The organism is Pedobacter cryoconitis, from assembly GCF_014200605.1.
Taxonomy (GTDB): Bacteria; Bacteroidota; Bacteroidia; order Sphingobacteriales; family Sphingobacteriaceae; genus Pedobacter; species Pedobacter cryoconitis_B.
In genome coordinates this window covers 181,961-208,170 of sequence record NZ_JACHCE010000001.1, presented here as the reverse complement: position 1 = coordinate 208,170, position 26,210 = coordinate 181,961, and the positions used below count along the sequence as shown (strand labels likewise).

At 38.3% G+C, this 26,210-nt stretch carries 27 protein-coding genes; 12 read left to right on the top strand and 15 right to left on the bottom strand.

Annotated features, from left to right (window positions below; translation table 11 throughout):
* Positions 1 to 204: 204 nt before the first annotated feature.
* Together HDE68_RS01010 and HDE68_RS01005 are read left to right on the top strand one after the other, a co-directional pair.
* The gene (locus HDE68_RS01010) at positions 205 to 792 is read left to right on the top strand and encodes a Crp/Fnr family transcriptional regulator (RefSeq protein ID WP_183878043.1); all 588 of its coding nucleotides are present in this window, start codon (positions 205 to 207) and stop codon (positions 790 to 792) included.
* Between the two features lie 83 nt (positions 793 to 875).
* On the top strand, positions 876 to 1,628 hold the full coding sequence (locus HDE68_RS01005) for a glucose 1-dehydrogenase (protein WP_183878042.1): 753 nt from the start codon (positions 876 to 878) through the stop codon (positions 1,626 to 1,628).
* A gap of 124 nt (positions 1,629 to 1,752) precedes the next feature.
* Here HDE68_RS01005 and HDE68_RS01000 read toward each other — a convergent pair whose 3' ends face one another.
* Both HDE68_RS01000 and HDE68_RS00995 read right to left on the bottom strand, forming a co-directional pair.
* Complete coding sequence (locus HDE68_RS01000; RefSeq protein ID WP_260171554.1) at positions 1,753 to 3,090, bottom strand: paraquat-inducible protein A; 1,338 nt, start codon at positions 3,088 to 3,090, stop codon at positions 1,753 to 1,755.
* Between the two features lie 34 nt (positions 3,091 to 3,124).
* Positions 3,125 to 4,441, bottom strand: a complete 1,317-nt coding sequence (locus HDE68_RS00995; RefSeq protein ID WP_183878040.1) for a paraquat-inducible protein A — start codon at positions 4,439 to 4,441, stop codon at positions 3,125 to 3,127.
* Positions 4,442 to 4,668: 227 nt separating this feature from the next.
* On the opposite strand from HDE68_RS00995, the gene HDE68_RS00990 reads away from it, so the two are divergent.
* The gene (locus tag HDE68_RS00990; protein ID WP_183878038.1) at positions 4,669 to 5,004 is read left to right on the top strand and encodes a hypothetical protein; all 336 of its coding nucleotides are present in this window, start codon (positions 4,669 to 4,671) and stop codon (positions 5,002 to 5,004) included.
* A 148-nt stretch (positions 5,005 to 5,152) separates the two neighbouring features.
* Here the strand turns inward: HDE68_RS00990 and HDE68_RS00985 are convergent, their stop codons facing one another.
* The 4 genes from HDE68_RS00985 to HDE68_RS00970 form a co-directional block, all read right to left on the bottom strand.
* A complete protein-coding gene (locus HDE68_RS00985; RefSeq protein WP_183878036.1) occupies positions 5,153 to 5,890 on the bottom strand; it encodes an SDR family oxidoreductase in 738 nt (245 codons plus the stop codon).
* 64 nt (positions 5,891 to 5,954) lie between these two features.
* The gene (locus HDE68_RS00980; RefSeq protein WP_183878034.1) at positions 5,955 to 6,848 is read right to left on the bottom strand and encodes a helix-turn-helix domain-containing protein; all 894 of its coding nucleotides are present in this window, start codon (positions 6,846 to 6,848) and stop codon (positions 5,955 to 5,957) included.
* 172 nt (positions 6,849 to 7,020) lie between these two features.
* Positions 7,021 to 9,297, bottom strand: coding sequence for a catalase/peroxidase HPI (gene katG, locus HDE68_RS00975; RefSeq protein WP_183878033.1), 2,277 nt, complete (start codon positions 9,295 to 9,297; stop codon positions 7,021 to 7,023).
* Between the two features lie 191 nt (positions 9,298 to 9,488).
* Entirely contained in the window at positions 9,489 to 10,217 is a 729-nt protein-coding gene (locus HDE68_RS00970) for a hypothetical protein (RefSeq protein ID WP_183878031.1), read from the bottom strand.
* Between the two features lie 54 nt (positions 10,218 to 10,271).
* Here HDE68_RS00970 and HDE68_RS00965 point away from each other — a divergent pair, with 54 nt between their 5' ends.
* Positions 10,272 to 10,769: a hypothetical protein gene (locus HDE68_RS00965; protein WP_183878029.1), complete on the top strand. Its 498-nt coding sequence runs from the start codon at positions 10,272 to 10,274 to the stop codon at positions 10,767 to 10,769.
* A 21-nt stretch (positions 10,770 to 10,790) separates the two neighbouring features.
* On the opposite strand, the gene HDE68_RS00960 is transcribed toward HDE68_RS00965, so the two are convergent.
* A complete protein-coding gene (locus tag HDE68_RS00960; RefSeq protein ID WP_183878027.1) occupies positions 10,791 to 11,666 on the bottom strand; it encodes an acetolactate decarboxylase in 876 nt (291 codons plus the stop codon).
* A 35-nt stretch (positions 11,667 to 11,701) separates the two neighbouring features.
* Entirely contained in the window at positions 11,702 to 12,424 is a 723-nt protein-coding gene (locus tag HDE68_RS00955) for a hypothetical protein (RefSeq protein WP_183878026.1), read from the bottom strand.
* 156 nt (positions 12,425 to 12,580) lie between these two features.
* Between HDE68_RS00955 and HDE68_RS00950 the strand changes: the two genes are divergently transcribed.
* Positions 12,581 to 14,986: an outer membrane beta-barrel family protein gene (locus tag HDE68_RS00950; RefSeq protein ID WP_183878024.1), complete on the top strand. Its 2,406-nt coding sequence runs from the start codon at positions 12,581 to 12,583 to the stop codon at positions 14,984 to 14,986.
* Between the two features lie 23 nt (positions 14,987 to 15,009).
* Here the strand turns inward: HDE68_RS00950 and HDE68_RS00945 are convergent, their stop codons facing one another.
* Complete coding sequence (locus HDE68_RS00945) at positions 15,010 to 15,969, bottom strand: MBL fold metallo-hydrolase (protein WP_183878022.1); 960 nt, start codon at positions 15,967 to 15,969, stop codon at positions 15,010 to 15,012.
* Positions 15,970 to 16,193: 224 nt separating this feature from the next.
* Here HDE68_RS00945 and HDE68_RS00940 point away from each other — a divergent pair, with 224 nt between their 5' ends.
* Both HDE68_RS00940 and HDE68_RS00935 read left to right on the top strand, forming a co-directional pair.
* Positions 16,194 to 16,418, top strand: a complete 225-nt coding sequence (locus HDE68_RS00940; protein WP_183878020.1) for a hypothetical protein — start codon at positions 16,194 to 16,196, stop codon at positions 16,416 to 16,418.
* A gap of 120 nt (positions 16,419 to 16,538) precedes the next feature.
* Complete coding sequence (locus tag HDE68_RS00935; RefSeq protein WP_183878018.1) at positions 16,539 to 16,715, top strand: hypothetical protein; 177 nt, start codon at positions 16,539 to 16,541, stop codon at positions 16,713 to 16,715.
* Positions 16,716 to 16,730: 15 nt separating this feature from the next.
* On the opposite strand, the gene HDE68_RS00930 is transcribed toward HDE68_RS00935, so the two are convergent.
* Positions 16,731 to 18,188: an ATP-dependent RecD-like DNA helicase gene (locus HDE68_RS00930; protein ID WP_183878016.1), complete on the bottom strand. Its 1,458-nt coding sequence runs from the start codon at positions 18,186 to 18,188 to the stop codon at positions 16,731 to 16,733.
* A gap of 52 nt (positions 18,189 to 18,240) precedes the next feature.
* Here HDE68_RS00930 and HDE68_RS00925 point away from each other — a divergent pair, with 52 nt between their 5' ends.
* From HDE68_RS00925 to coaD, 3 genes are read left to right on the top strand one after another with little or no spacing between them, the layout of a single operon-like run.
* Positions 18,241 to 19,074 (top strand): DUF3822 family protein, encoded by an 834-nt coding sequence (locus HDE68_RS00925; protein WP_183878015.1) that lies wholly within the window; start codon positions 18,241 to 18,243, stop codon positions 19,072 to 19,074.
* A complete protein-coding gene (locus tag HDE68_RS00920) occupies positions 19,065 to 19,604 on the top strand; it encodes an RsmD family RNA methyltransferase (protein ID WP_183878013.1) in 540 nt (179 codons plus the stop codon). The genes HDE68_RS00925 and HDE68_RS00920 overlap by 10 nt, the downstream gene beginning before the upstream one ends.
* 3 nt (positions 19,605 to 19,607) lie before the next feature.
* Complete coding sequence (gene coaD, locus HDE68_RS00915) at positions 19,608 to 20,069, top strand: pantetheine-phosphate adenylyltransferase (protein WP_183878011.1); 462 nt, start codon at positions 19,608 to 19,610, stop codon at positions 20,067 to 20,069.
* Here coaD and HDE68_RS00910 read toward each other — a convergent pair.
* A complete protein-coding gene (locus tag HDE68_RS00910) occupies positions 20,044 to 20,688 on the bottom strand; it encodes an NUDIX hydrolase (protein WP_183878009.1) in 645 nt (214 codons plus the stop codon). The two genes, coaD and HDE68_RS00910, sit on opposite strands and share 26 nt — an antisense overlap.
* A gap of 215 nt (positions 20,689 to 20,903) precedes the next feature.
* Between HDE68_RS00910 and pyrE the strand changes: the two genes are divergently transcribed.
* Together pyrE and HDE68_RS00900 are read left to right on the top strand one after the other, a co-directional pair.
* A complete protein-coding gene (gene pyrE, locus HDE68_RS00905) occupies positions 20,904 to 21,566 on the top strand; it encodes an orotate phosphoribosyltransferase (protein ID WP_183878007.1) in 663 nt (220 codons plus the stop codon).
* A gap of 1 nt (position 21,567) precedes the next feature.
* Positions 21,568 to 21,966 carry an SRPBCC family protein gene (locus tag HDE68_RS00900; protein ID WP_183878005.1) on the top strand — a complete coding sequence of 133 codons (399 nt, stop codon included), beginning with the start codon at positions 21,568 to 21,570 and terminating at the stop codon, positions 21,964 to 21,966.
* 80 nt (positions 21,967 to 22,046) lie between these two features.
* Here the strand turns inward: HDE68_RS00900 and HDE68_RS00895 are convergent, their stop codons facing one another.
* From HDE68_RS00895 to HDE68_RS00880, 4 genes are all read right to left on the bottom strand, one after another.
* Positions 22,047 to 23,498 carry a nicotinate phosphoribosyltransferase gene (locus HDE68_RS00895; RefSeq protein WP_183878003.1) on the bottom strand — a complete coding sequence of 484 codons (1,452 nt, stop codon included), beginning with the start codon at positions 23,496 to 23,498 and terminating at the stop codon, positions 22,047 to 22,049.
* 43 nt (positions 23,499 to 23,541) lie between these two features.
* The gene (gene prs, locus HDE68_RS00890) at positions 23,542 to 24,381 is read right to left on the bottom strand and encodes a ribose-phosphate diphosphokinase (protein WP_183878001.1); all 840 of its coding nucleotides are present in this window, start codon (positions 24,379 to 24,381) and stop codon (positions 23,542 to 23,544) included.
* Between the two features lie 108 nt (positions 24,382 to 24,489).
* Complete coding sequence (locus HDE68_RS00885) at positions 24,490 to 25,197, bottom strand: NUDIX hydrolase (RefSeq protein ID WP_183877999.1); 708 nt, start codon at positions 25,195 to 25,197, stop codon at positions 24,490 to 24,492.
* A gap of 205 nt (positions 25,198 to 25,402) precedes the next feature.
* Positions 25,403 to 26,209 carry an endonuclease/exonuclease/phosphatase family protein gene (locus HDE68_RS00880; protein ID WP_183877997.1) on the bottom strand — a complete coding sequence of 269 codons (807 nt, stop codon included), beginning with the start codon at positions 26,207 to 26,209 and terminating at the stop codon, positions 25,403 to 25,405.
* Between the last annotated feature and the right edge of the window lies 1 nt (position 26,210).

Genomic DNA, 26,210 nt, shown 5'->3' with positions numbered 1-26,210 from the left:
AGTAAATAGCTTAGTCCCTGTTTTTGGAAAATCGAACTTTACTGTACTGCAAAAAAAGACTTCCGATAAATAACATAAGCCATCTATTGGAAATAATTCTTCTCATTTACTCGTCAAAATTTACCTGCTGACAGAAATTATTTGAAACAATATAATGTAATTTGTACTGCTAATCTATTTGTCTGAATCACCAAAAAAACAAAAATGGAATCTCTCGCCCCTTTTCTTGAAAACGTATCCAAAAAAATCAAACTTTCCCCTGAGAATCTGGAAAGTCTTTTGGCTGCTTTTAAATTAACAAGAGTGAGTAAAAAACAGTTTGTTATCCAGCCCGGTTTTATTGCCAAACACCGTATTTACGTATTAAAAGGTGCATTCCGTGCCTACGTGATCGACGAAAAGGGTAACGATCACACGATCCAGTTTGCCATAGAAGATTGGTGGATCTCAGATTACAATAGCTATATCTATCAAACCCCTGCAACGCAATTTGTAGTTGCCCTGGAAGATAGCCTGGTGTTACAGATTGACTACGACACTGAACAACAATTGAAAGCATCCAGTCACGAACTGGAAACACTGTTCCGTATCATGGCCGAAAAGTCCACTGCTTTTTATGCCCGCCGCATTATCGTCAACCTTACACAAAATGCAGAACAGCGGTATAACGAATTTGTTGAAAAGTTTCCCATGGTCGTTCAACGCCTCCCTCAATATGCTTTAGCCTCCTACCTGAATATGACCAGAGAGTTTTTATCCAAAATCCGCAACGATAAAGTCCGAAAAAAGTGAACTGGTTCACCCTTATTTCATAAGATAGTTCATCTTTGTTTCTAAGAATTCCCGGCAATTTTGTGATATAAAAATATCAGAAAATGTCACAAAAATTAAAAAACAAAGTAGCCGTTGTTACAGGTGGTACCAGCGGTATAGGATTAGGAATAGCTAAACGTTTTGCAGAAGAAGGTGCTAAAGTAGCCGTTACCGGCCGTAATCAGGCAACCATTGACGCAGCTCTTGTAGAAATCGGTCCAAATGGACTGGGTATTCAGGGTGATGTTTCCAGCTTAAGTGATTTAACCAGAATCTACCAGAACGTTGAAGAAAAATTTGGAAAAGTAGATATACTGATTGTTAACGCAGGTGTATACGTGCTTGGCCCATTGGCAGACTTTACAGAAGAGCAATTTGATCAAGTAAGCGACATTAACTTCAAAGGAGCATTCTTCTCAGTTCAAAAAGCACTTCCAGTGTTAAAAGATGGCGCTTCAGTGGTATTGGTATCTTCGACAGTAAACGGAAAAGGCATCCCGAACCATGCGGCTTATTCAGCAACAAAAGCTGCTGTACGCTCACTGGCAAGAAGCTTCTCTGCTGACCTGCTTGAACGTAAAATCCGCGTGAACGCCTTAACGCCTGGCCCGGTTGATACACCTGTATTCGACACAATTGCCAGCAATGCAGAAGAAGCAAAAGCGATGAAAGAATCGTTTGGTAACTTTACTCCGGTTAAACGTTTAGGTGCTCCTGAAGAATTAGCAGCAGCAGCGCTTTACCTGGCTTCTGATGACTCTGCATTTATGCTGGGTGCTGAACTGTTGTTAGACGGTGGTTTAAGAGATTTATAATTCAATAACTACGTTTAAATGAAAAGGGGTTTTCATTTAACTGTGACTAATCAAAAAGGCTTTTGAGATATCTCAAAAGCCTTTTTGATTTTCTAACCAGCCAATAACCAATATCTCCACCCAATTAACTCAGCGGATCACTCTCCTGATCGCTCACATGATCATTGGTCATCCGTTTTAAAATATAGGATAACAACATTTCAAAGACTACATAAACCACAAATATGAAATATCCGGGCTGCAAAGAAGTATCATTGGCCGTTGTAGTCGTTAATAAACTGTTATGAACGTTCAAATTAGAAAGCTGGCTTTTTAAAATTCCATTCAAACCAATATAAGTCATCAGGATACCTACTACCATCACATCGGCCATATCCCATTTACCAGACTCAAATGTCAGATATTTCACTACTTTATTTTCAGCTAATTTTTTACTGCTTAACAGATGAATACCCTTAGCAATTATTCTTAAAACAGGCAGGATAATAATAAATACAAGCATTAAAACACCCACTACAACCGCATCAGGTTTAGGTTGTTTCACTAGCACCTCAACAATATCTAATATACTTTTACTCTGGAAAAATAACACCTGGTTTTCAAAAGTAACTTTCTCGCCCAGCAGCATAAAATTCAAACTCTCAATACGTGCATCGACTTCTATAATTGATGCAGTTATCCCTACCGCTAACAGAATAAAAGCAAACAATAGCGACATCACAAAAAGTGTGGTCTGCAGCTGTACCTGCTTTCTCATGAACCACCATAAACATAGTGCAAACAAAACACAGCCCAGCATAGCATAAGCATAATTATAGGTAACAGTACGAATGGCAGCTAACCGGGAATTAATCTGTTTATTAAATTCGGCCGGATTAGAAACCCGATATTTTTTGTACAGATATTTTGTCACCGCAGCATTTGCAACAGATGTACTGTCATAAGTTTCGTTGGCAAGCTGATCAATTTTAGTGGTCGCAATACTCTTTAACCTCTTGTGGCTTGCAGGGCTATTCACCTTATCGATGATCGTTTTTGCAAAAGACGGTACCTGTTTTTGTATGTCAGTAGTATCCACAAAACTATTGAACGCAAGTTTTTTCAGTTTGCCACCCAGACTTTTTTGTGGTTTATTGATCTCTGCAGCAGTCTTGGTAATCAGACCATGAAGCTCTTCTTCCACTTGTTTCTGCAAATCCTTCTTTTGTGCATTAGTCAGCTTAAAATCATGTACCTGGTCATTAATAACTTCGGTCATCCGATCACGCCACTGATCTACGGAAAACAGTCCGAACGTAATATTATTCGACATACTGTAGTCCTCTTTAATCTGCTCCTGCTCCATTGAATCTGTATGCAGGCGGTAACCAAAATAGGCCTCGCCACAAAGCAGGATACTTAACCCAAGAATGAGTATCACATGGGGCAGGCCAAATTTCTTATCTTTTTGCGGAGTTATCAATGTATGAGTTAATTAGATGATCTATGAATAGTATTTAATGCGAATCATAAGGTGTTATAAATTTCAGGATGGTAGACAGGATAAGCCCGTACAACACAAAGCTGATAAATATGATATAGCCAGGCTGTAAAGCCGTATTATTAGTGGTAAGGATGGTTAAAAAATCACTTTGAATATTGAGACTTGACAATTGACCTTCCAATAAACCATTTAAACCTATATAAGTCATCAATATGGCGATAACAATCACATCTGCCATACTCCATTTACCCGATTGAAATGCAAAGTATTTGATGATTTTATTTTCAGCCAGCTTTCTTTTGCTTAATAAATGAATACCTGTAGAACTTAATTTCATAATCGGAAACAGGATACTAAAAACAAGGATTAAAATGCCGACAAGTATCGAATCAATAGCAGGCTGCTTCACCAAAACTTCTACGACATCAAGAATACTTTTACTTTGAAAGAATAACACCTGGTTTTTAAAGACCACATGTTCCCCTAACAATACACAGTCGAGCGATTTGATACGTGCGTCAACTTCAATCATCGATGCAGTCAGACCAACTGCGAGCAGAATAAAAGCAAACATAAGTGACATGACAAAAAGAATAGCGTGCAGTTCTACCCTTTTCCTGAATATCCACCATAGCGATAACACAATCACAATGCAGCCAAGCATACCAAATGAGTAATTGTAAGTAATCGTCCTGATCCTGTTCAATGATGCCGTAAGTTTATCATTAAACTCTTCAGGTGAAGAAACATGGTACTTCTGATACATTTTACCGATCACAACGTTATTCGCCTTTGTCGTACTGTCAGTTTCCTCAATAGCTGCGAATTTCCCCATAGCCATTGCACTCAGTTGCTTTTTATTTTTCGGATTATCTACTTTAGCCAGTATAGTTTTGGCAAACTCAGGAACCTGAGCTTTTATCTTATCCGTATTTACAAAAGTTTTGATAGCCAGTTTCTTCAATTTACCACCTATCGATTTTTGTGGTTTATTGAGTAATCCTTCTGCTTTATTGATCAATGCCAGAATGATTTGCTCCACTTCTATCCGAAGTTGTTTTTTTTGTTTTGGGGTCATCGTAAAATGACGGACCTGGTGGTTAATAATACCAGCTACCTTATCATGCCATTGATCAACTGAAAATAGCCCGAATGTGATATTATTGATATTAGAATAATCCTCTTTGATTTCTTCCTGCTGATTTGAAAGCGTATGCAGACGATAACCAAAATAGCCTTCGCCAACTAACAATAGACCCAGGCCTAAGATTAGTAATAATTTAGAGATGTTAAATCCCTTAACGACATTTTGTTGTTTTTCTGCAGCCAATCAGTTTAGAATTAAATAGTGGAATGATCATATAAACTAAAAACTGCTGAAAATGTTTTAACGCTGATATATTTATACAAATTCATTGTTTTTAATTCAGTAAAGAATATTAATCCTAAACCATAAACCAATTACAGAATGGGTTTATTTACATTTACACCAAAGAAGGTCTTTCACCAATTATTAAACTTTCCTCATCAAATAAAACAACATAATTAATATCATTTATGAAAAAAACGATCTTAACACTCCTGATTATTGGATTTTCTTACACCTCATATGCACAAACAAACATCTTTGAATACCATGGTAATGTAGGAATTGGCATTTCCACCCCCACAGGTAGTTTAGAAGTAGTAGGTCAGTCAAATGGAGGTCAGCTGGTAATTTCCAGAAATATCTTAGGAGCAAACGAAGGCCCGGGAATTACCTTCAAAAACATGATCAATAGCGGCACTCTGGAAAAAACAGGAGGTATTGAAAGTCAATTAAAAAGCGGTAGTACAGGAGCTGTTGCAGGATCTCTGAATTTATTTACATTTATTAATTCTAAAAAAACTTAAAGATCAGTTCTCCAGGCTTCTTTCAAAACAATAGGCATTATGGAGAGCATGATTAATTATCAGGTATAACAAGAAACCTTAGCATATTCTCTCAGTAAAAAGGCCTTTGACTACATCAAAGGCCTTTTTTATTCTAATTCGTCCCATTTTACCACGGACTAATTCCTGTGTCAGGCACATTATCATCACTAAAAAACTGACCTGTAGGACCATCAGAGCCTAATACTACTGCTTTTACCACTCTTGCAGCTGCATCTGGCACTGTACCCGGCCCGGTGTGATGATTAAAATCTGTTGCGGTATAACCCGGATCAACAGCGTTTACCTTAAACGGCGTATCCTGCAGCTCATGAGCAAGTAAAATAGTATAAGCATTCAATGCAGCTTTAGAAGCGACATAACAAGCCGGCTTAATCTGATAATATTTCCATGCCGGGTCGGTATGTAAAGTGAGTGATCCTAAACCTGAGGTCACATTAACGATCCTCGGTTCTGACGATGCCCTCAACAAATCTATAAAAGCCTGTGTCACTTCTATTACACCAAAAAAATTGGTCTCAAATACCTGTTTAAATCCATTGACGCCTGTTTCCAATGCTGTCTGTGGCATATCGCCACTAATACCTGCATTATTGATCAGCACGTCCAGTACTTCAGTTTTTTGACCAAGCAGCTGACGGGCAGTCTTTATAGATTCAATGTTATCTATATCAATTTCTATAGGCTCCACCTGATTTAAGCCTTCCGAATGTAAAGTTTCAACCGCCTGCTGTCCTTTTTCTATATTCCGGCTGCCCAGATATACATAATATCCCTGCTGTAATAATTGTCTGGCTGTTTCAAAGCCAATACTTTTGTTCGCTCCTGTTATCAATACTGTTTTCATATCTTTTGTTTAGCAATACAAATCTACAGCGCACAACATTTTAGCTGTAACACATCCGGCGGTATTAATGGTACATTTTACGGATTTTGGTCCGATAACCAGCAGGTGCTATACCAGTTTCCCTTTTAAAAAAACGGTTAAAATAAGAGGCATCAGAAAAACCGAGGTTAAAGGCAATTTCTTTCAGAGAATGATCGGTATGGAAGAGCAAACGCCTGGCTTCCATAATCAGCCGGTCATGGATATGTTTAATAGCGGGCTTGCCACTCTGGCTCTTCACCACTTCACTCAAATGTTTGGCAGAGATATAAAGCATGGAGGCATAGTCCCCCACTTCATGTAATTGCTGGAAATGCTCATTAATCTTTTGCTGAAACTTCTTCAGCAATAGCTGATCTGCAGGAGTATCATTTTCTTTAAACTGCTCTATATACAGCCGGCTCAAATAAGTAAGCAACACTGTGAGATAAGCAGTCAGCATACGTTGCTGCCATTCACCGGGCTGTTTAGACTCTATACAGATCTTTTGCAGCATTTCTTCTACAAAAAGAATATCAGCATCCGTAAGCAGCAGTTCATAAGCGTTCTGAGGATTTTGAATCAGGGGCAGCTTGTTTAATGAAGCATTTTCCTGGAGTGATAAGAACTCCCCTGTAAAAGCAATGCCCGTACTCCATAATTGTTTAAACTCTTCTTTGACGATGACCTGGTTTGGTCCTGTAAAATAAATAGTATTATCCTTAAGTATATAAGGCGTCATGTCTATCCATTGACGGCCACCTCCGGCTGTTCTGATAAAAACAAGCAGGTAATGATCCTTTCGGTGCGGCACAAGAAGATCAGACTGGTTTGGGAATCCACCTTCATAATTATACACTCTAAAGTGTTTATTGCCAGTGGCCTCATCAGGCTCCAGGTTATAAACCGGTACCTGCAGATTCGTATTAATTACTTGCATTACCTAAAGATATAGTTTTTTTGCAAGCCTGCAATTTGCCGGTCATCACATGGTACTCCATAAAAAAGCACCGGATCCGGAATCACATGTTTTATGTGGCTTCCAGATCCGGTGCTTTTATTTATAGAATGAGGTTATCTGATTCATAGATCAGAAAAGATAACCAGACGGCTTACTTTATATCAAATCTGTCCAGATTCATCACTTTATTCCATACCGTAACAAAGTCCTTTACAAATTTATCCTGAGCATCTGTGCCTGCATATATTTCAGCAACAGCTCTCAACTCTGAATTAGAGCCAAAAACAAGATCAGCACGCGTACCAGTCCATTTGATTTCACCGCTATTGCGATCACGGCCTTCATAAACCTCTTTATCACCAGATACAGCTTTCCAGGCTGTGTTCATATCCAGCAGGTTCACAAAGAAATCATTGGTAAGCTGTCCTGGAGTTGAGGTAAAAATACCATGTTCAGATCCGTCGAAATTAACATTCAATGTACGCAGACCTCCCAAAAGCACTGTTAACTCAGGAGCTGTCAGTGTAAGCAGATGCGCTTTATCTATCAGTAATTCTTCGGTAGATACAGGTACTTTAGTTTTTCTGTAATTACGGAAACCGTCAGCAGCAGGCTCCAGATAGCCAAATGATTCTACATCAGTTTGTTCCTGAGATGCATCCGTACGACCAGCTGTAAAAGGGACAGTAATCGTATGTCCTGCAGCTGCAGCAGCTTTTTCAACTCCTGCAGAACCAGCCAGTACAATTAAATCTGCCAGAGAAACCTTTTTACCATCCCCCTGTGCCCCATTAAACTCTTTTTGAATACCTTCCAGTATATCCAATACTTTTTGCAATTGTGCAGGATTATTTACCTGCCAGTATTTTTGTGGCGCAAGGCGGATACGCGCTCCATTAGCACCACCACGTTTATCAGAACCACGGAAAGTAGAAGCCGAAGCCCATGCTGTAGAAACAAGCTCAGATACACTCAAACCTGATCCCAGTACTTTTGCTTTCAATGCTACAACATCACCTTCAGTTACCAGTATATGGTCAACTGCTGGAACAGGGTCCTGCCACAGTAGTTCCTCTTGTGGTACATCAGGCCCCAGATAACGGGCAAGAGGGCCCATATCACGGTGTGTTAATTTATACCATGCACGTGCAAATGCATCTGCAAACTCATCCGGATTCTCAAAAAAGCGTCTTGATATTTTCTCATAAGCCGGATCAAATCTCAAAGCAAGATCAGTAGTCAGCATCGTCGGCAGATGTTTTTTTGAGCTATCGTAAGCATCAGGAATAATAGCTTCTGCATTTTTAGCTACCCACTGATGCGCACCAGCAGGGCTTTTAGACAATTGCCATTCAAAGCCAAACAGGTTTTCAAAGAAGTTATTGCTCCACTGAGTTGGTGTTGTAGTCCATATCACTTCCAGTCCACTGGTAATCGCATCAGCGCCTTTACCAGATCCATAACTATTGCTCCAGCCCAAGCCCTGCATTTCAGTATCAACGGCTTCAGGCTCTTTACCAACATGATCAGCAGATGCAGCGCCATGGGTTTTACCAAAGCTATGCCCACCTGCAATCAGGGCAACAGTTTCCTCATCATTCATGGCCATCCTGCCAAAAGTATCACGGATATCTTTAGCCGCAGCAACAGGGTCCGGATTACCGTCAGGACCTTCAGGATTCACATAAATCAATCCCATTTGTACAGCTGCAAGTGGTTTTTCTAAATTACGCGAGTGAATGTCACCGTCAGCATCATCATCCGACACCAATACACCATGTCCCTCTTCTACACCTGGTGAGCCACTTGCATAACGCAGGTCACCACCCAGCCAGGTAGTTTCAGAACCCCAATACACGGATTCATCCGCTTCCCATACATCTTCACGTCCACCAGCATAACCAAAAGTTTTAAAACCCATGGATTCCAATGCTATATTACCGGTAAGAATCATCAGATCGGCCCATGAAATCTTATTTCCATATTTTTGTTTGATTGGCCAAAGCAATCTGCGTGCTTTATCTAAACTTACGTTATCGGGCCAGCTGTTAAGCGGAGCAAAACGCTGAAGCCCGGCACCAGCGCCACCACGGCCATCACCTACGCGATAAGTCCCTGCACTGTGCCATGCCATACGGATGAATAAACCACCATAGTGACCAAAATCTGCCGGCCACCAATCCTGCGAATCAGTCATCAATGCATGAAGATCTTTTTTAACAGCTGCAAGATCGAGGCTTTCAAAAGCTTTTGCATAATTAAAATCTTCACCCATCGGATTTGATAAAGAGGAGTGCTGACGCAGAATATTCAGCTTTAACTGGTTAGGCCACCAATCCCGGTTTCGGGTACCCCCACCGCCAATATTATGCTTCATACTGCCATTATGAAATGGACATTTGCTGATGTCATTTGATTCACTTTCCATATTTTGATAAGTTTAGGTATCGAATACTTGGTTATGCCCCATAATTGTAAGGCATCATAAATTTAGGATAATGGATCAAATAATCACAATCAATTATTTCTATGCCAAATAGTTAAAATCTATAGGGCATTCTTAACTGAATGACGACAACAGAATTAATAAGCAAAATAAGCTGCTGTAAAAAAATAAGTTTATTTTATCTTCAGATAAGTACCCTCCAAAGTTGCATTGAACCCAAATTCACAATCACCCACCTGAGTTTGATCACTGGCTGCAATGATTAAAAATCCATTATAAATAGTCACATTGAATTTGCACGATTTATTGATTTCAATCACGAACTTATTATTTTTAATCACAATACCAGAAGCTGAAGCATCAGCCTGATTTCTGGCCGGACCACTGGTCACAGAGCCTATTTCATAAGTATAGGTATTGTCATTTCCTTTTTTGATATCAATGCTTCCCTGATATCCTTTATCCCCATATTGATAGGCATAACTCCCCTCCAGGGTAGCAGGCTCAAAAACTGCCTGTTTTACCTTACTGTTATCTTTTAAATTCAGATCAAGTATGTAACTATCCCTTGATTTTATTGGGTTCCATGATCCATTTAGTTTACGACCATTCATTTTTCCATTTATAATCCCACTGATCACCCCATCTTTTCCATATTCATTTAAAACATACTTGTTTTCAGCATCCATATGCCCAAGAATCCTAATTGGAAGTTTGGATTTAGTATTCAGGTATCTGATCTCTCCTGAAACGATATGATTTGAAACTGTAAAATTAAGTTCAACCGGGATCTTTTTATTGATAGTCCCGATTGCGCTGTATTTCTTCGATTCCGCTGTTTTCTTTTCCTGTCCCTGACAGATTCCAACAGTTAATAATAAAATGGATAATAAGTACTTCAAAGCTTCATAGTTTAATTTACAAAAATAATTAATTAACTTTAAAACAAATTAAATATGAAACGCATCCCCTATTTCTTACTTCTCACATTCTTAGCACTTAACGTATCCTGCAAAAAAGATAAAGATCAGCCCTCTCCAGTTGAAACGGTAGAAAGTCTGATTTGTAACGGAACATGGATAGAAGATTATACAGTTACTGATTATTATGATATAACTAATGACGAATCAAATAGTATACCTGATAGTGTAAGGAGAGTAAATGCTGAAAATGGCTTAAAAATAACCTTTTACAAAGACTCAAAAGTAAAACTTATTCCTAAAGGATATACAAATCCGGTGGAGTCAACCTGGGGATATGATCGTGAATTAGAAATACTCCATACAAATGCGTATCTGAATTTAGGTCCAGGTTTTAGTTTTCCTCTTTTCCCTAATGGTGTAATTGAAATAGATAAAAATCAGCTTATAGTTTTTCAACTTGATTTTTACTATGTGAATAATGTCAGGGGTACAAAACAAAGAATCTCAACTAAAATATATTTCAAACACTAAACCCGGCCAAACCTTAACTCATCAGTTTTTTCCCCCTCTTTCTACACTTTTAATATCTTCTTCCCGGTTCTTCTTAAAATCAAAATGCTCAAAGTCTTTTGTTGCCGGCGGTTGAATAGTATAACTATCAAGCGTATCAATTTCAATCACAATATCGTCAGTCAGCAGGTCAATGACATGACCACCATTATCTTTCTGATCCGATAGATAATGGAAATGATAACCTGAGATATTTGTATTATCCATAAAATACGGCAGACGGTATCCGATCAGATCACCCTGGCAATCTTTATAATTAAAAAACTGCTGTAAATTCAGCATTTCAGCCAGTGGTGTATGCTGATGTGCTTTAACCGGAGGAAAAGCCCTGGTCTTCATCGTCTTGAATTTTCCTTTGATATGTATCGCATACATGCCGTTAACATTGGTTAAAACGCTATCCAGGTAATGAAAAAAAGCAGTTTTATTCAACCCTTTAGGTGGAGTCAGTGTACGTTCGGCACGAAAGAAGTTGACCATAGCAAAAGAAGTCATATCCTGATCCTCTACGGGCACAGTCTTACCTGTATGTTGTGCTTTATAAACTTTTCCTTCAAATACTATAATCTCCCCATCAAGTTTATCAGGGGCACCAAGACCGAAATTTCCATGTTCTTTAAGTGATTTATAAGGATAAAATCCATCATAAAGCCCGCCAATCAGTCCACCACCAATACCAACGGTAAACAAAGAATTAGGCAGACTATCCTTAGGGTTATTCTTTTTGATAAGGATACTATTTTTTCTGGTCAACGATACCTGCGAGGTAACCCGCGGCAGACAAAAAGAAGGGGAAATGGCCGTGAAAGTCATCAGGCCTGTAGTCATAAGAGTGGCAACTAAACTATTGATACGCATAGGATTCCATTTTTTTTGTAAATGTACAAATGGAATTACATATTGCCCTTAGTCTTTTTAAATTCTTCAAAAGATTTCCTGATATAATTATGAAGATCATAATCAGACCACTTTCTTATCTCCTCATTTTTTGGCCAGTAAGCAGCTTTAAACTCTTCCATATCTTCCTCTTTAACCGGAACTAACATTTTAATTTTTTCTTTATTGAACCGGCTCGCTACTTCAGTATAATCAGACTCCCTGGCTATAAATTTATCCAGTCTTCTGGCCCGCTTTCCATCCTGACTAAAAGACTCATATAAAAAAGTAAGCGGGCTGCCCCCTAATGGCGATAATAAACCAGCAGAAGGTTTACCGCCGTAAAAAATTCCTTTATCTCTAAAAGCAGCCCTGTTTTCCTTTAGATTCTGCAATAAAGACTGGCTCGTTATTTTTACTTCTTTCAACTGATTTGATGCGACCCGCAAATAAATAATCAAATCATTCAAATTACTGACCCGTAACTCTTTGTTTATATACCCATCCATTGAAATCTGAAGTGTATCGCCTTCCTGAGCAAGAATATCAAACAAACCAAAATTATTGGATGTATTGGTATAACCTGTTCTCTTATTGTAAACCGGTACATTTCCCAACCGGCTTTTTGTCCCTTCTTCAAATATCACCCCTTTCAGCATTTGCTGAGCCTGCGCCTTAACAATGATAAATTGTAAGATGAATATGCCCGTTAGTAATATCTGTTTATAATTTCGCCTCATGTCCTAAAAATAAGCATCAAGGGAAATGCATTTACATTAATTAACACTGTTTAACTAAAATGTTAATTATTGTTAACGATTAATTTCAATTTTTGCAGAGGAATTGTAATTTGCAGTATATTTAATTATCGCTCATCAAAACCAAATTATCCCCCTTTGAAACCTATACTTACCGCGGCCGTTTTATTATTGATAAATACCAGCCTTTTTGCTCAGTTTAAACTCACAGGAACTGTAAATGACAATCAAAAACTACCTCTTCCCTATTCAGGACTGACCTTATCAAATTTAACCGGTAATCAGACTACAACCTCAGACAGTATAGGTTACTTTAGCTTTAAGAACTTAAAACCAGGTAAATATCAGCTTACCTCATCCTACACAGGTTTTCAAAAAATCAGTATGGAAATCCTGCTTTCTGCTGATACTTCCATCAAAATTGTATTGCAATCCTCAAGTAATCAATTGAATGAAATTACAATTATTGCAGGAAAACCTACACTGCTTAATAACACAGAGAAACTCATTTATAATGTTTCAAACAGTGTTACGGCTACCGGAACTGATGGTTTAACAGCAGTAAGTCAGATTCCAGGTGTAAAAGTAAGCAGCAATGAGATCACCAGCGCAGGTAAAGGACAGCTTAAAGTGATGGTTAACGGGCAAACTATTCAGCTTTCTGGTTTAGATCTGATGCGGTATTTAAAATCCATGTCGGCCAATCAGATTTCAAAGATCGAGCTTATTAAAAATCCCTCGGCAAATTTTGATGCAGATGGAAATGCAGGGCTGATCAATATTGTGACCAAACAAAGTAAAAAGCAAGGCTATTCGGGAAATGTACAGCTCAACGGGAAACATTGGATACATGATCAAAAAACTATTTATGGCACCAGTAACTTTTATGCACTTAATGGCAGTGCTAATCTGAACTATAATTCAGAGAAACTATCGGTTTACAGTAGTGTTAACCTGGATAAAGATCATCATCTTGAAGGCTTCCAGACAGATTTGTATTATCCTAAACAGACCTGGCTACAGACAGATACAGGGGATTATACTTATCATAATATTAACCTGATTGCAGGAGCAGATTATAAACTCAGCCCTAAAACTACGATAGGCTTATCTTATCTGGGTGGCAGAGGAGTCTATGATGGTTCTGACCACGTCAATAACCCAATCTATAACCAAACAGGCAAACTGGATTCCACTTTAAAAACTTATGCAACTTATCATCCTGTAGCATTGAGTAACTCAATTAATATGCATACCATTATCAATTTTGATACGACAGGAAAAAAGCTGGCCTTAAATGCAGATTACTATAATTATTACCGCACAGACCGCTCTGATTTTGAAAGCAACAGCTATCTGCCAGCCATCAGTAACCCGGTAAATAATACACGCTATTTCGACACCAATAAGCAGAATATCAATATTTACACCTTTAAAGCAGATGCAGAACTGCCTACCAGATACGGGGCTTTATCTTTTGGAGGTAAATTGAGTTTTATTGATAACTATAGCAACGCCTTTTATTATGATAAAATAAATGGAGAACAGCTGGTTTACAATACAAATCTCAGCAATGAGTTTGATTATAAAGAGAATACGCAATCGCTCTATGCGACCCTGGGTAAAGAACTGGGCAAATGGAAATATCAGGGAGGTTTAAGAGCAGAACTGACCCAAACCAAAGGTTATTCTTATACAATCAATCAAACCACAAAAAACAGTTATGCTAAACTCTTCCCATCCTTACTGATTTCTTACCAGGCAGACCAGGACGATACTTTTTCATTCACCTTAGGCAGAAGGATTAACAGACCATCTTTCTGGAGCCTTAATCCATTTAAATCACTATTTACTGCTTACAGTTATGGTCAGGGAAATCCTTATCTGCAACCAGAATACAATAACAATTTTGAATTATCACATACCTATAAAAGCAATCTGACCTCATCGTTATTTTTAAATATAACAGACAACGGATTTAGTAATGTCATCATTGCAAGTCCGGATACTAACCTGGTTTATACCACGCCAATAAATTTCCTTAAAACATACAGGTATGGTATTTCTGAAAGTTATGCTTTCAAACTGTTCCCATGGCTGGAGAATAACAATCAGGCTACATTTTATCATACCAATGCGAATTCCGGCAATAGCAGTTTCACAAATATTAAAGGTTATGGGATGTATCTGGCTACAAACAATACGATTTACTTTAATACAGATAAAACGTTTGCCATATCAGCTAATTTCTGGTACCAGTTTCCGGAAATTGACCATATAGGCAGATCAGGAACCACTTATAAATTAGATCTGGGTTTAACTGCACTCGCTCTTAAAAAGAATCTGAATATCACTTTCAATGTCAATGATGTTTTAAGGAGCAGTGCAACTTCTGTAACCACCTATGTAAACGGGATTAAACAAAAGTTCACTAATTTCCAGATTAACCGTTATGCCCAGCTCAGCATGAGCTACCGCTTTGGAAGCAAGCCAAATAAAACCCGTGAAACTGGTAATGAAGACGAACGTGGAAGAAATCATTAAAAACAACAGGGTCAGTTACCGGATCAAAACTCCAGTAATTGACCCTGTTCAGGAAAAACAAGTTTCAAATCCATTGAGTTAACCTGTTTCAATTCATTGACCAGATATTGTTCATCCTTATCCCAGGCTTTCATATGTGTAATAACGATGGATACTTTTTGTAAAGCTTCCTGACCAGTCAGCTGACGGAGTTTATTGAGTTCAACCATCAGCAAACGTGGGGTTAAATGTCCGAACAACTGATTCTCAGGCTGTTTATTTGAAAAAGAGGTTTCAATGAATATAGCTTTCAGCTGATTTTTAATAATCAGCGGCGCTACCTGTTCCCATAGTTTTCTGAGCCGGGTATTCTTCTCAATCTCATCTGCTCCGGTATCTCCCAGGTATAAAAGGGACGTATTATCGTGACTAATTAAAAAGGCTGTACTTTCATAACCCGGTCCGTGACTTAATAAAAATGGGGTAACCTGCATTTCAGTACCTGCCAGGTCTGTTTTTTTATTTTCTTTTAAACGAACATAGGTGTATTTGCCTAAACGTGGCAGCTCACCTTCATTGGCAAAATTAGCCCACGCTTTCCAGGTAAAATATTTGTCCCTTAAAACCTCCGTCACAGAAGGAATTGCATAAATATTCTTTTTTGAATCGTCCGGCGAATTCATAATCAGCCCGGCAACATGATCAAGATGGGCATGTGAAATCAGGTAGCCTTTAATCTTGTTTTTTAAAACATCATCGGCTGGCCCCCTAAATAATTGGTTATTAATCGCGATATCTATTCCATGTCTTATCGTTCCGGCATCAGCACAGATAAAATTTTCACTGCCGGCAGGTGCCACCAGATAAGCCGACAAATTACTTTCATCCAATCCACCTTTTGTGCCCAGTGGGATTACTTTAAACGAAGTCTGATTTTGGGCATAACCATGCTTAAAAACAAGACTGAACAAAATTAAAAGGAGGAAGTATAATTTCTTATTCATAACAATGGTAACATTTAACAAAATTCCAATTTATCTTTTTAGTTTTATACATGTTTTGCGGATTTCACAATTAAATCAACAAAGCTAAAACACTATAGCAATAAAATGCCAGTAACAAAAATGCACAAATTAAGACTAATTTACTGTAGCAGTCAGGTTAATAAAACTGATCATGGCAGGGTTCCTGTATATAGCAATGGGAATCAATATTTTAACAAAAACCAATGAGAAGTTTAGAAATCAATATCGAAGACGACGTATATAGTATACTTCATCCCATTTCTACCATTAACATTTACAAAATCTTACACCTAAAGGGCTCATTTGAGATAACAAGGGCCAGATATACAGGAGAATGGAAGGTGCTGATACAAACAAATAAGTCTGTGACCCTGCCTGTCGCCCCTATAGGAAAGGCAATAGAAGAAAAACTGGGAATAGTGAACTAGATCGTAATCAGATACATACCGTTGATTACATTACCCACTTTGTTCTTAGTAATACCCATATTGTATTATTTATAATGAGGTAATAATTTATATTTATTACCTTCACCAAAAAAAAACAACATGACTATTTGCACAGTTTTAGAAAATCACGAAGCTCTGGTAAATCACGAGACTTTAGGAAATAAAGAAGTTACGTTCATTGTTCTTGCTTTATGCATCATTATAGCTACTACGGCAATTTATTTTTCTTTTCTTAGAAAACCTGCTCATACAGCTGATGGTGAAGCGAAACATTAATCTGTTTCTTTAAAATCAATACTGCTCTTCGGATGGATCTCTAAATAAATTCTGCGCAAAGTTAACCAGGAATAATTCCTGTTTAGACCTGGTAATGGCAGTATACAACCAGCGCAGAAATTCAAGATCTATCATTTCATCGGTCAGGTATCCCTGATCCACAAATACTGCGTCCCATTGTCCGCCCTGTGCTTTATGACAAGTTACAGCGTAGGCAAACTTAATTTGCAGTGCATTATAATAAGGATCTTCTTTAATGGCCAGCATACGCTCCCTTTTATTGGTAATATGCTCATAATCTTCTGCGACCCCTTCAAAGAGCTTTTTGCTATCTTCATAAGCTAAATTAGGGGTTTCTCCCTGTAAAGTATCCAGCATCACCTTACAGGTAACCTGACCCGCCTCTGGATAATCAAAGAATTCAAGCTGTACTTCAGAAAACCTGAACCCATAACGCTCCTCCTCATTTCTTACCCTTACAATTCTTGCCATATCGCCATTCGCAATAAAAGAGGTGGATTCATTATCAGGCAGCCAGAAATAATTATTTCTCACTACCATAATCTGATCTCCGCCGGTCAGCTCCTCTTCCCGGTATAATAGCCGGGCACGGATCTGCTGATTGTAAACATTAGCCGATTTATTAGAACGGCAGACTACCAGAGAATTTTCAATATCAAATTTCCGGTACGCATACTCCAGCCCTTCAACCAGCTTCAAACCTGTCATCCTGAAAATGTCTTTATAGCCTTTGGTAAAAAATTGAGGTAAGTTGACTTTTTCGTCACCATTTCCTTCCGCTATATTTTCTATATGGGTATTAATCAGGTTCCGCAGCATAGAAGCATTAGCCAATATACCCGATTCGCGCCCCTGACGGACAACTTCCTTCAATTCAGTTTCTGTTACCCTTAAGCCAAAATTCTGCGCTACATATTCTTTATTTAAAGCCGGTGAGTCCAGACTACCTACCGGAGGCAGCTGCGCAGTATCCCCTACAAAAAGTACTGCACAGTTTTTACCGTTATAAATAAACTCCATGACATCCTTCAAAAAAGAAGACCCATTCCGGGTATTCCATTCATCGGCAATCATCGAAGCCTCATCAATGATAAATAAGGTATGTTCAGCAAGGTTTGGGGCAAGCTGAAAAGACATATCCATAGATACAGCAGATTTTTTTCTATAGATTTTTTTGTGAATAGTTAAGGCTGTTCTGCCTGAATAACTCGTCATCACCTTCGCCGCCCGTCCTGTTGGAGCAAGTAAAACCGATCTGAGCTTAAATTTAGGCAAAACTTTGACCAGTGCTGCCACTGATGTAGTTTTACCGGTCCCTGCATATCCCCTGAGGATGAAACACCTGTTATCCAGCTCTCCAGATAAAAAATCAGCCATTTGCTGACAAAAAACAAACTGTTCAGCAGTGGGTTGAAACTGATAAGACTGGGCAATTATTGAGGCTTTATCCATTTTACAAATATGCAATGGTGTTGTTATAGAAAAAAGAATTAATTTTGCTAAGATGAACAATAGTAAAAACAGCATTTTATTAGTGGATCCGGAATTTGATCCTAATACTGCCTCAGACTGTAATTTGTTGTTGAAAATTACTGGCGATAGTTTTTCTTATGCCATAATTGATAAAAACACCAGGCAGCTAAAGGCTGTTTTTGACCAGCAGGAATGTGAAGACATGAGTACTGAGCTGGCAGCTATTTTAAAAAACGACAGCTATCTTAATCTTCCATTCAAAGAAATTAAGGTTTCTGTTTATACGCCAAACACTATTGCTGTACCTAATGATTTTTTCTGTAAACAGGATTTAAATGCTTACGCCAACTTCTTCAGCGAAGATCAGTCAGATACCCTATATACCCGTGGATTTTCCCGTTTCGGATTTACCTCGGTATTTAACCTGGAGAAATTCTCAGCACAGGCATTAAATACTTTTTTGGCCAGTGCTGCACGCTATGAGCAAAACGCACCGGTTTTAGCATTGGCAACCAGTGTAAAAGAAACCTCTTTATTACTCGATTTTACTGCCGGCTCTTTCAATGCTTTATTACTTGAAGAAGGAAAAATGCGTTTTCAGAATACCTATCAAATGGAGAATTCTGAAGAATTTAACTATTACCTGGTTCTATTGATCCAGCAATTAAAGTTAGACCTGGCAACTATACCTGTCTTAATCAGCGGGATTATTCATCAGAATGATGAGTTTCATACCTGCCTGCACAAATATTTTAATCATATCAATTTTAACCTTCCTCCTGCTAATGATGTTGATCACGCTATCTTAGATGATATGCCTGCTCATTATTACAGCAGCTTATTAGCTCTGGACTTATGCGTATAATCGGCGGTAAATTAAAAGGTATCCGCATGAATGCGCCTGCCAGTCTTCCTGTAAGACCTACTACAGACATGGCTAAAGAAGCCCTTTTCAATATATTATATAATACTTACGATTTTGACAGTTGCAGGGTCCTTGATTTATTCAGCGGTACCGGAAACATCAGTATTGAATTTGCTTCCCGCGGTATACAGGAAGTTACTGCGGTAGACAAACATTCGGGCTGTATATTCTGGCTTAAATCAGTTATTGAAAAATATGAGCTGAATCAGATCAATCCGCAAAAAGCAGATGTATTTAAATTTTTGGAATCACATACTAAAAGTTACCAGATCATTTTTGCAGATCCCCCTTATGATTTGACTACTATTCCACTTATCCCTCAATTGGTAGCGAAAAACAAACTGTTGACTGAGAATGGATTATTAGTTGTAGAACACCCCTCTTTGTTAAAATTAAAAGACCAGCCTGGATTTAAAGAAACCCGCCGTTATGGCAATTCTTCTTTCAGCTTTTTTGACTATACCCCATAGATTATGAAAATAGCCTTGTTTCCAGGTTCATTTGATCCGCTAACCATTGCACATGCTGATATTCTGAAACGTGCCCTTCCTCTATTTGATAAAGTAGTTGTCGGTATAGGACTGAACAGCTCCAAGCAGAGCTTTTTATCAGGTCAGGTCCGTGAAGAAATTGTAAAAAGCGTATTTGCAGATTATAATAATATCGAAGTACAGTCTTATGAAGGTCTGACCGTCGATTTTTGCAGAAAAATAAATGCGAGCTACATGATCCGTGGAATCCGTTCGGTTGGTGATTTTGAGTATGAAAGGGCTATAGCACAGATTAATCAGACGATGATGCCAGAAATGGAAACCATATTTATTCTGAGCAAACCAGAGTATTCGGCAATCAGCTCCACCATAGTCAGGGATATTCTCCGTAACCATGGTGATGTGACTCCTTTTCTTCCTAAGGAAGCTTTATTTTTTCTTTAACTACCTTCTCTTTAATCAGTTTACCCGCTTTGAGCACATCGATAATAGAAGGATAAGTATTTTTAAGTACGGGTTTAAGGTCAGCAGCGGTAAGCCATTCTGCCTTAGTAATCCCCTCTTCTTTCTGAGGAATAAGTTTAGGGCTTCCTTTAACAGTCATACTGTACCAGTTGGTTCTTTTAAGAACCAATTTGGTTCCCATCTCATAGACATGGTAGGTTTTGCATAAACGCTCATCATTCGTATTGATTTTCACGCCGCATTCTTCTTCGACTTCACGTTTTCCGGCTTCCTTAATCCCTTCGCCTTTTTCAACTTTACCTTTTGGCAGGTCCCATTTCTTATTTCTAAAGATAAAAAGGTATTCCTCTTTAGCGTTCATCACTAATCCACCAGCTGCTTTAATCACAGTTAAACCTGCTTTCAATTGTTTAAAGAACAGTTTTGGATCTGTAGTGATCAATATATATTGCTTTGCAGAGAATTTATTCAGGCCCTCATAGAAAGCTTCAAAGTTAAATTCATTTTCTTCCAGAATTTCAATCTGCTCTGTATGCGCTGGTAATTTATTCGCAATCAGCAGCGTATTATCGTTAATGTAAATGGTGTACGTTTTCATTGGTATGATCATTAGTAAGTCAGCTTATTGAAAGCTTATCTCACGTGGTTTTGAGGAAATAAAAGTATAAAAATTCTGTACGATACAAAGAGGAATCGGATATTATTTAATTTAAAACGTCCTTCTTTCTAATTATCGCATTGAGTATCAATCATTGGCAAAAAAAGGACAAATCCTTTGTATAATTAAGGCATTATTTTGAGTAATTTTGGAGCATGTATAATAAAAGTGATATTGAATTAAAGGTAGCTGAATTTTTACTTCAAATTAAAGCAATAAAATTACAGCCGAATAACCCCTTTACCTGGGCATCAGGCTGGAAATCTCCAATTTATTGCGATAATAGGATAACACTCTCCCATCCGTCAGTACGAACATACATCAGGCAAAAACTTACACAGCTTATCCAGGAAGAATTTGGTTCTGTTGATGTAATCGCAGGAGTTGCAACTGCCGGTATTCCTCAGGGTGTATTAGTAGCTCAGGAATTAGGATTACCATTTGTTTATGTAAGAGCGAAAGCTAAAGAGCATGGAACGGGTAGCTTAATTGAAGGCGAGATCATTGAAGGTCAGCGCGTAGTAGTTGTAGAAGATTTAGTTTCTACTGGTAAAAGTAGTTTACAGGCTGTACATGCATTAAAGAATGCAGGTTTGTCTGTTGCAGGTTTAGTTTCTATCTTCACTTATGGTTTTGACGTTGCTGAAGAAAACTTTAAAGAGGCCAAATGCCGCTTTGCAACTTTATCAAACTATAATACCTTAATACAGTACGCTGCTGAAAATAGTTTTATCGCACAGAGTGATGTGGATATACTTAACCAATGGCGCAGAAACCCATCTGAATGGGGACAGAATTTTGACCAAAATCCAGTATAAAATGACCGTTATTGAAAGTGCCACCACAGTAAACCAGCCGGTAGAGAAAGTTTATGCTTTTTTATCCGACATGAACAATCATCAGCAATTGATGCCTGAAAACATTTATAACTGGTCTTCTACCACAGACGATGCTAGTTTTACAATTCAAAACATGGCTAAACTGGCAATTAAGATTTCCAGCCGTGTAGAGAACAAAGAACTCATTGCTATTCCTACTGAGAAAGCTCCTTTCGATTTAGAATTGAAATGGACAGTTGCGGATAATGGTGATGGTACAACAACAGCTACACATATCATTTCAGCAGATTTGAATATGATGATGAAAATGCTGGCTGCGGGGCCTTTAAAGAAACTTGCAGATCATCAGACTGAACGTTTAAGCGAGATTTTAAAATAAAAATCCCATTTAATAAATGGGATGCTAAAAAAAGAGCCGGTAACTGAATCAGTTACCGGCTCTTTTTTATGATACAGGATTTATAACTCTGTTATTAAAACCTCTTCCTGCATTTTCACTAATTGTCTTATCTCAGATAAAGTGGTTTCTTTAATTAATTTCCCATCTCTGTAAATTACCTGCAATAAAGAATCAGCTTCTTCAGCTGCACTGCACTGATCTTTAGTCAGGTATTCATTCCCCTCTTTTTTCAGGCAAAGCATCCCTTTCAGTGATTTCTTTTTATGGTCTGTTACCGGATCTTTCTCAATTTCCCTTGGTTGTCCGTCAACTTCCACATAAGTGGCTTTGATCGCAAAACCTAAGGTATCGCGGCTGTGGTTTCTTAAGATACCACCAACACCAATAACCAGGTTACTTGCTGCATAGCCCATATCTTTCAAACGGTCCAGTGTTCTTACATATCTTTCCAGATACATTCCATCTCCATAAATCAAACCTACTTTCGGATTTAAAACTTTATAGCCTTTGCTGTTTAAAGAAGATCCGAACTTTTCGTCCAGTAAACGAATCGCACCTTTCCATTCATTACTTCCAGGTTCTGCCTCAGGATTACCACAAATAATATATTCAGGATTTCCGCTGTCTGGTCTGAAAACAACTTTGCCATCTCTTTTCAGAATATCTTCTTTAAGGGTTTCCGCAAATTCTGTTAATACTTTATATACATCAAAAGTATCAGAAACAATAGATACAATCCCGGTTGGATACAATTCCAGCATATGACGGAAAGCACCTATTTCATCTTCTCTTCCAAAAGAACACATTACACTGTGCTCACTGGCTGGTACAGAAAGCATAATTGGAGCACCATTGATATCCGCATTGTAATATTCTACTGCACATGGCAGCGCAGGTACGTTATCACTGCCTAAGAATGATAATAAATGTGCTACCCCGCTTATTGCCGCTCCCTCTTCAGAAGCATCGCCACGGTAACCGAAATCATGTACCTGAAAATCTTTTGCAGCTTCCATTTCCACTTCATCAGTTTCATTGAAATAACGGGTTACAATTTTCCGGTACTGATGACTGCAGGTAGCCACTGTAATGGTATACCATAATTTAAGTAACAGACTTTCCATAAAACCCACTACCCAGTAAAAATCAGGATGTGTGTTGGTAATTGTCATCAGTACATTTTGAACGGGCATAATTGTACCTTCTTCAACAGCTTTAATTTCTATTGGCAGGTAACCCAGCTCACATAATGCCCTGATTTTACTTTCCACTTCAGGAGAGTTACTTCCCAAAATCAGTTTACGGTAAGTTAAAAATTCTTCACCCATCTCTTTAGTGATTGGTGCTGATAAATATTGTTTGATATAGTATTGAAGGCCAAAAAACACAGTTTCATTAAAATTCTTATCACTTCTGGCAGTTAAATAAGAATATACTTTATTACATCCGGGAGCATATTGCTCCATATGGCCCATTTTATATACGTCGGTTTGAAGAAGGATATTTTTCATCTGTATAAATTATTTGATTTCAGGATTATTGATATGATTTGGCTTATAATTCAATCAGGTCTGCTAATGCAATTCTGCTGATGAGTGCAGATTCACTATCTTTAATTGAATCTGTTGTGTAGATATGATCTATCCATTCTGCAAGTTCTGTTTCTCCATGAGACATAATCCCATGAGAAACAATCAGGCTTACTTTACCAGCATTACGTTTTTTTAACTCTTTAGCTACCCCTATAAAAGTTGCGCCACCGTCACAGATATCATCAATGATAAAGCAATCTTTGCCGCCAAGATCATCCTGATCTACAGTAATCTGTTTGATCTTTCCATTGCTCACATCTCTGACCTTGTTACATAAAACAATGTCACTGGTATACATTAATGCTTCTGCCAGTTTATAGATTTTTTTAAGTGCACCAGCATCAGGAGAAACCAGCAAATAATCAGTACGTTCACGAAGTACTTGTTTAGCCAGACTTGAATTACTGATCAGTTCACAATTATCCAGTAAAGCGAGTGATACTTCTGAATGCACATCAAATATGTATACCTTATCAAAACCGCAGCTGTTAATCAGGTTACACATCACCTTAATGGATAAAGGTTCCCCTGCTACCATCACTCTGTCCTGACGGGCATAAGGAAGATAAGGAATAAACACACTGATATTTTTACTGCCGTTACGGCGTAATGCATCTACAGCCAGCAATAGTTTCATCACCTCATTTGAGTCATTGAGCCTGGCAGATACCAATACTTCTTCTGCACTATCCTGTAGTTTAATATGTACTTCACCACCGCTAAATAAAAAGCTTTTACTTTCTATTTCCTCTAAAGAGGAATTGAATGGTTTAAATCCGGTTGATAAATTTAATACTTTCATATCTATTTGCGTTATAATGACACAAATTAAAGCCTTTATTATTTCTTATGCAAATTTAATTTGCGTTATTTTAACGCAAATTAAAAACACAATCATAAACTACTGATACTAAAGGAGTTTATTAAGATCAAAACCATTGACTTTAAGTTGCTTATATTTCTCTTTGTCAAAAGAGTAAAGTTTTCCCGGCCTTCCTGCTGTTAAAGCCGGCGCCTTTTCATCCAGTTCAATAACCAGGCCTAAAGACATCACCTTACGTTTAAAATTACGCCGGTCAATATCACGGCCCAGTAATTCCATATATAATTGTTCCAGATGAGAGAAAAGAAATTTAGGATCAAGCAGTTCAAAACCGATCGGTTCGTAAGTAATTTTCGCCCTTAAACGGGCAATAGCTTTTTCAACAACGTCTTTATGGTCGAAAGCCAATGCCGGAAGGTCATAAATGTTAAACCAGGCGGCTTCGGACGCATCTGTGGCAGCAAATAAACTAAAATCAGCAGATTTAACGAGCCCAAAATAAGCAACTGAAATAATACGCATCCTTGGATCACGTGAGGGGTCGCCAAAAGTGAACAGCTGTTCCAGATAGTCTATCGAGACCCCTGCCTCTTCCCGTAATTCCCGCTCCACTGCTTCCTCTAAAGTTTCGTGGTTGAGCACAAAGCCTCCGGGAAGCGCCCATTCATTTAGAAAAGGCTCAATTTTACGCTTAATCAGCAGTACAGAGATCCCGTTTTCCTGATTATATCCAAAAACAATGGCATCAACAGTAACTTTAATATCCTGATTGATGGCAGGCGTAACTTTATTCATTTTAACAGATTTTTGCTACAAAGTAATAACATTAATCGGTCAATGGAGAAAGATAATCTTCATACAGGATCAGATAAACCAGGGGGCGGACTGTGACCGTATTGTCATTTACGTTGGAAGGGGGTTGGAAGGGTCTGGTACCCTTCCAACCCCCTTCCAACTACGAGCGCTTAGCGACGTAAACCAGCCGGACATATTACCGGTTTTATAACATCGAAAACTTAAAAAATACAGGCACATGATCAGAAACCTTTCTGGCTTCCTTCAAATCATCAAATGCCGTGTAAAAAGGAATGATACCTGCACTGATGCAATTAATCTTCGACTCCTGATAGAAAAAATTATCATAAGCAGATGCAAGACAGTTACCATTGATACATTTCTGTTTCAGCGAAGTCTTCTGATTGGTAAAAGCAGGTGGATATCCTGCAGTCTTTAAAGGATTAAATACAGAATGGGATTCTGGCAGGTTAAAATCACCACAGAAAATCAATACATCCGAAGGATAATTTTCAGGCATGTATTTCAGATACTTAATTTCAGTTTCCGGCTGCTTTGATTTTGGGATCGCATGCATGGTAACCAGCGTAAACTGCTTTTTACCCAGCCTGAACCTTGCAAAATAAGGCTCCCTGACAATCTCCAGGTTATATTTCTTTTCCAGCCAGGCCTCTCCTACTTTTTCAGTCCGGCTGGTTTTCCAGACAAAAGCATAACGCTCTTTACTGTATCTGTCACTCGAAGTGCCATGACTAATGGTATAATCCCATTTGGCCCCTGTACGGTTCAGTGCATCACTTAAACGGGCAACTGCCGCAGGGCCTCCGGGTCCCGCTACTACCTCCTGAATTGCAATCACATCACATTTTTTGAGGGTTTGCGCAATAAAGTCTATTTGTATATCGGTCTTTGATTTCCCAAAATCTTTTAAGTTCCAGGAACAAACAGTTAAAGTCTGTCCGAATGCAGAAAACGAAAAAAGGAGGAAAATTGCAATTGTAAATCTTTTCAAA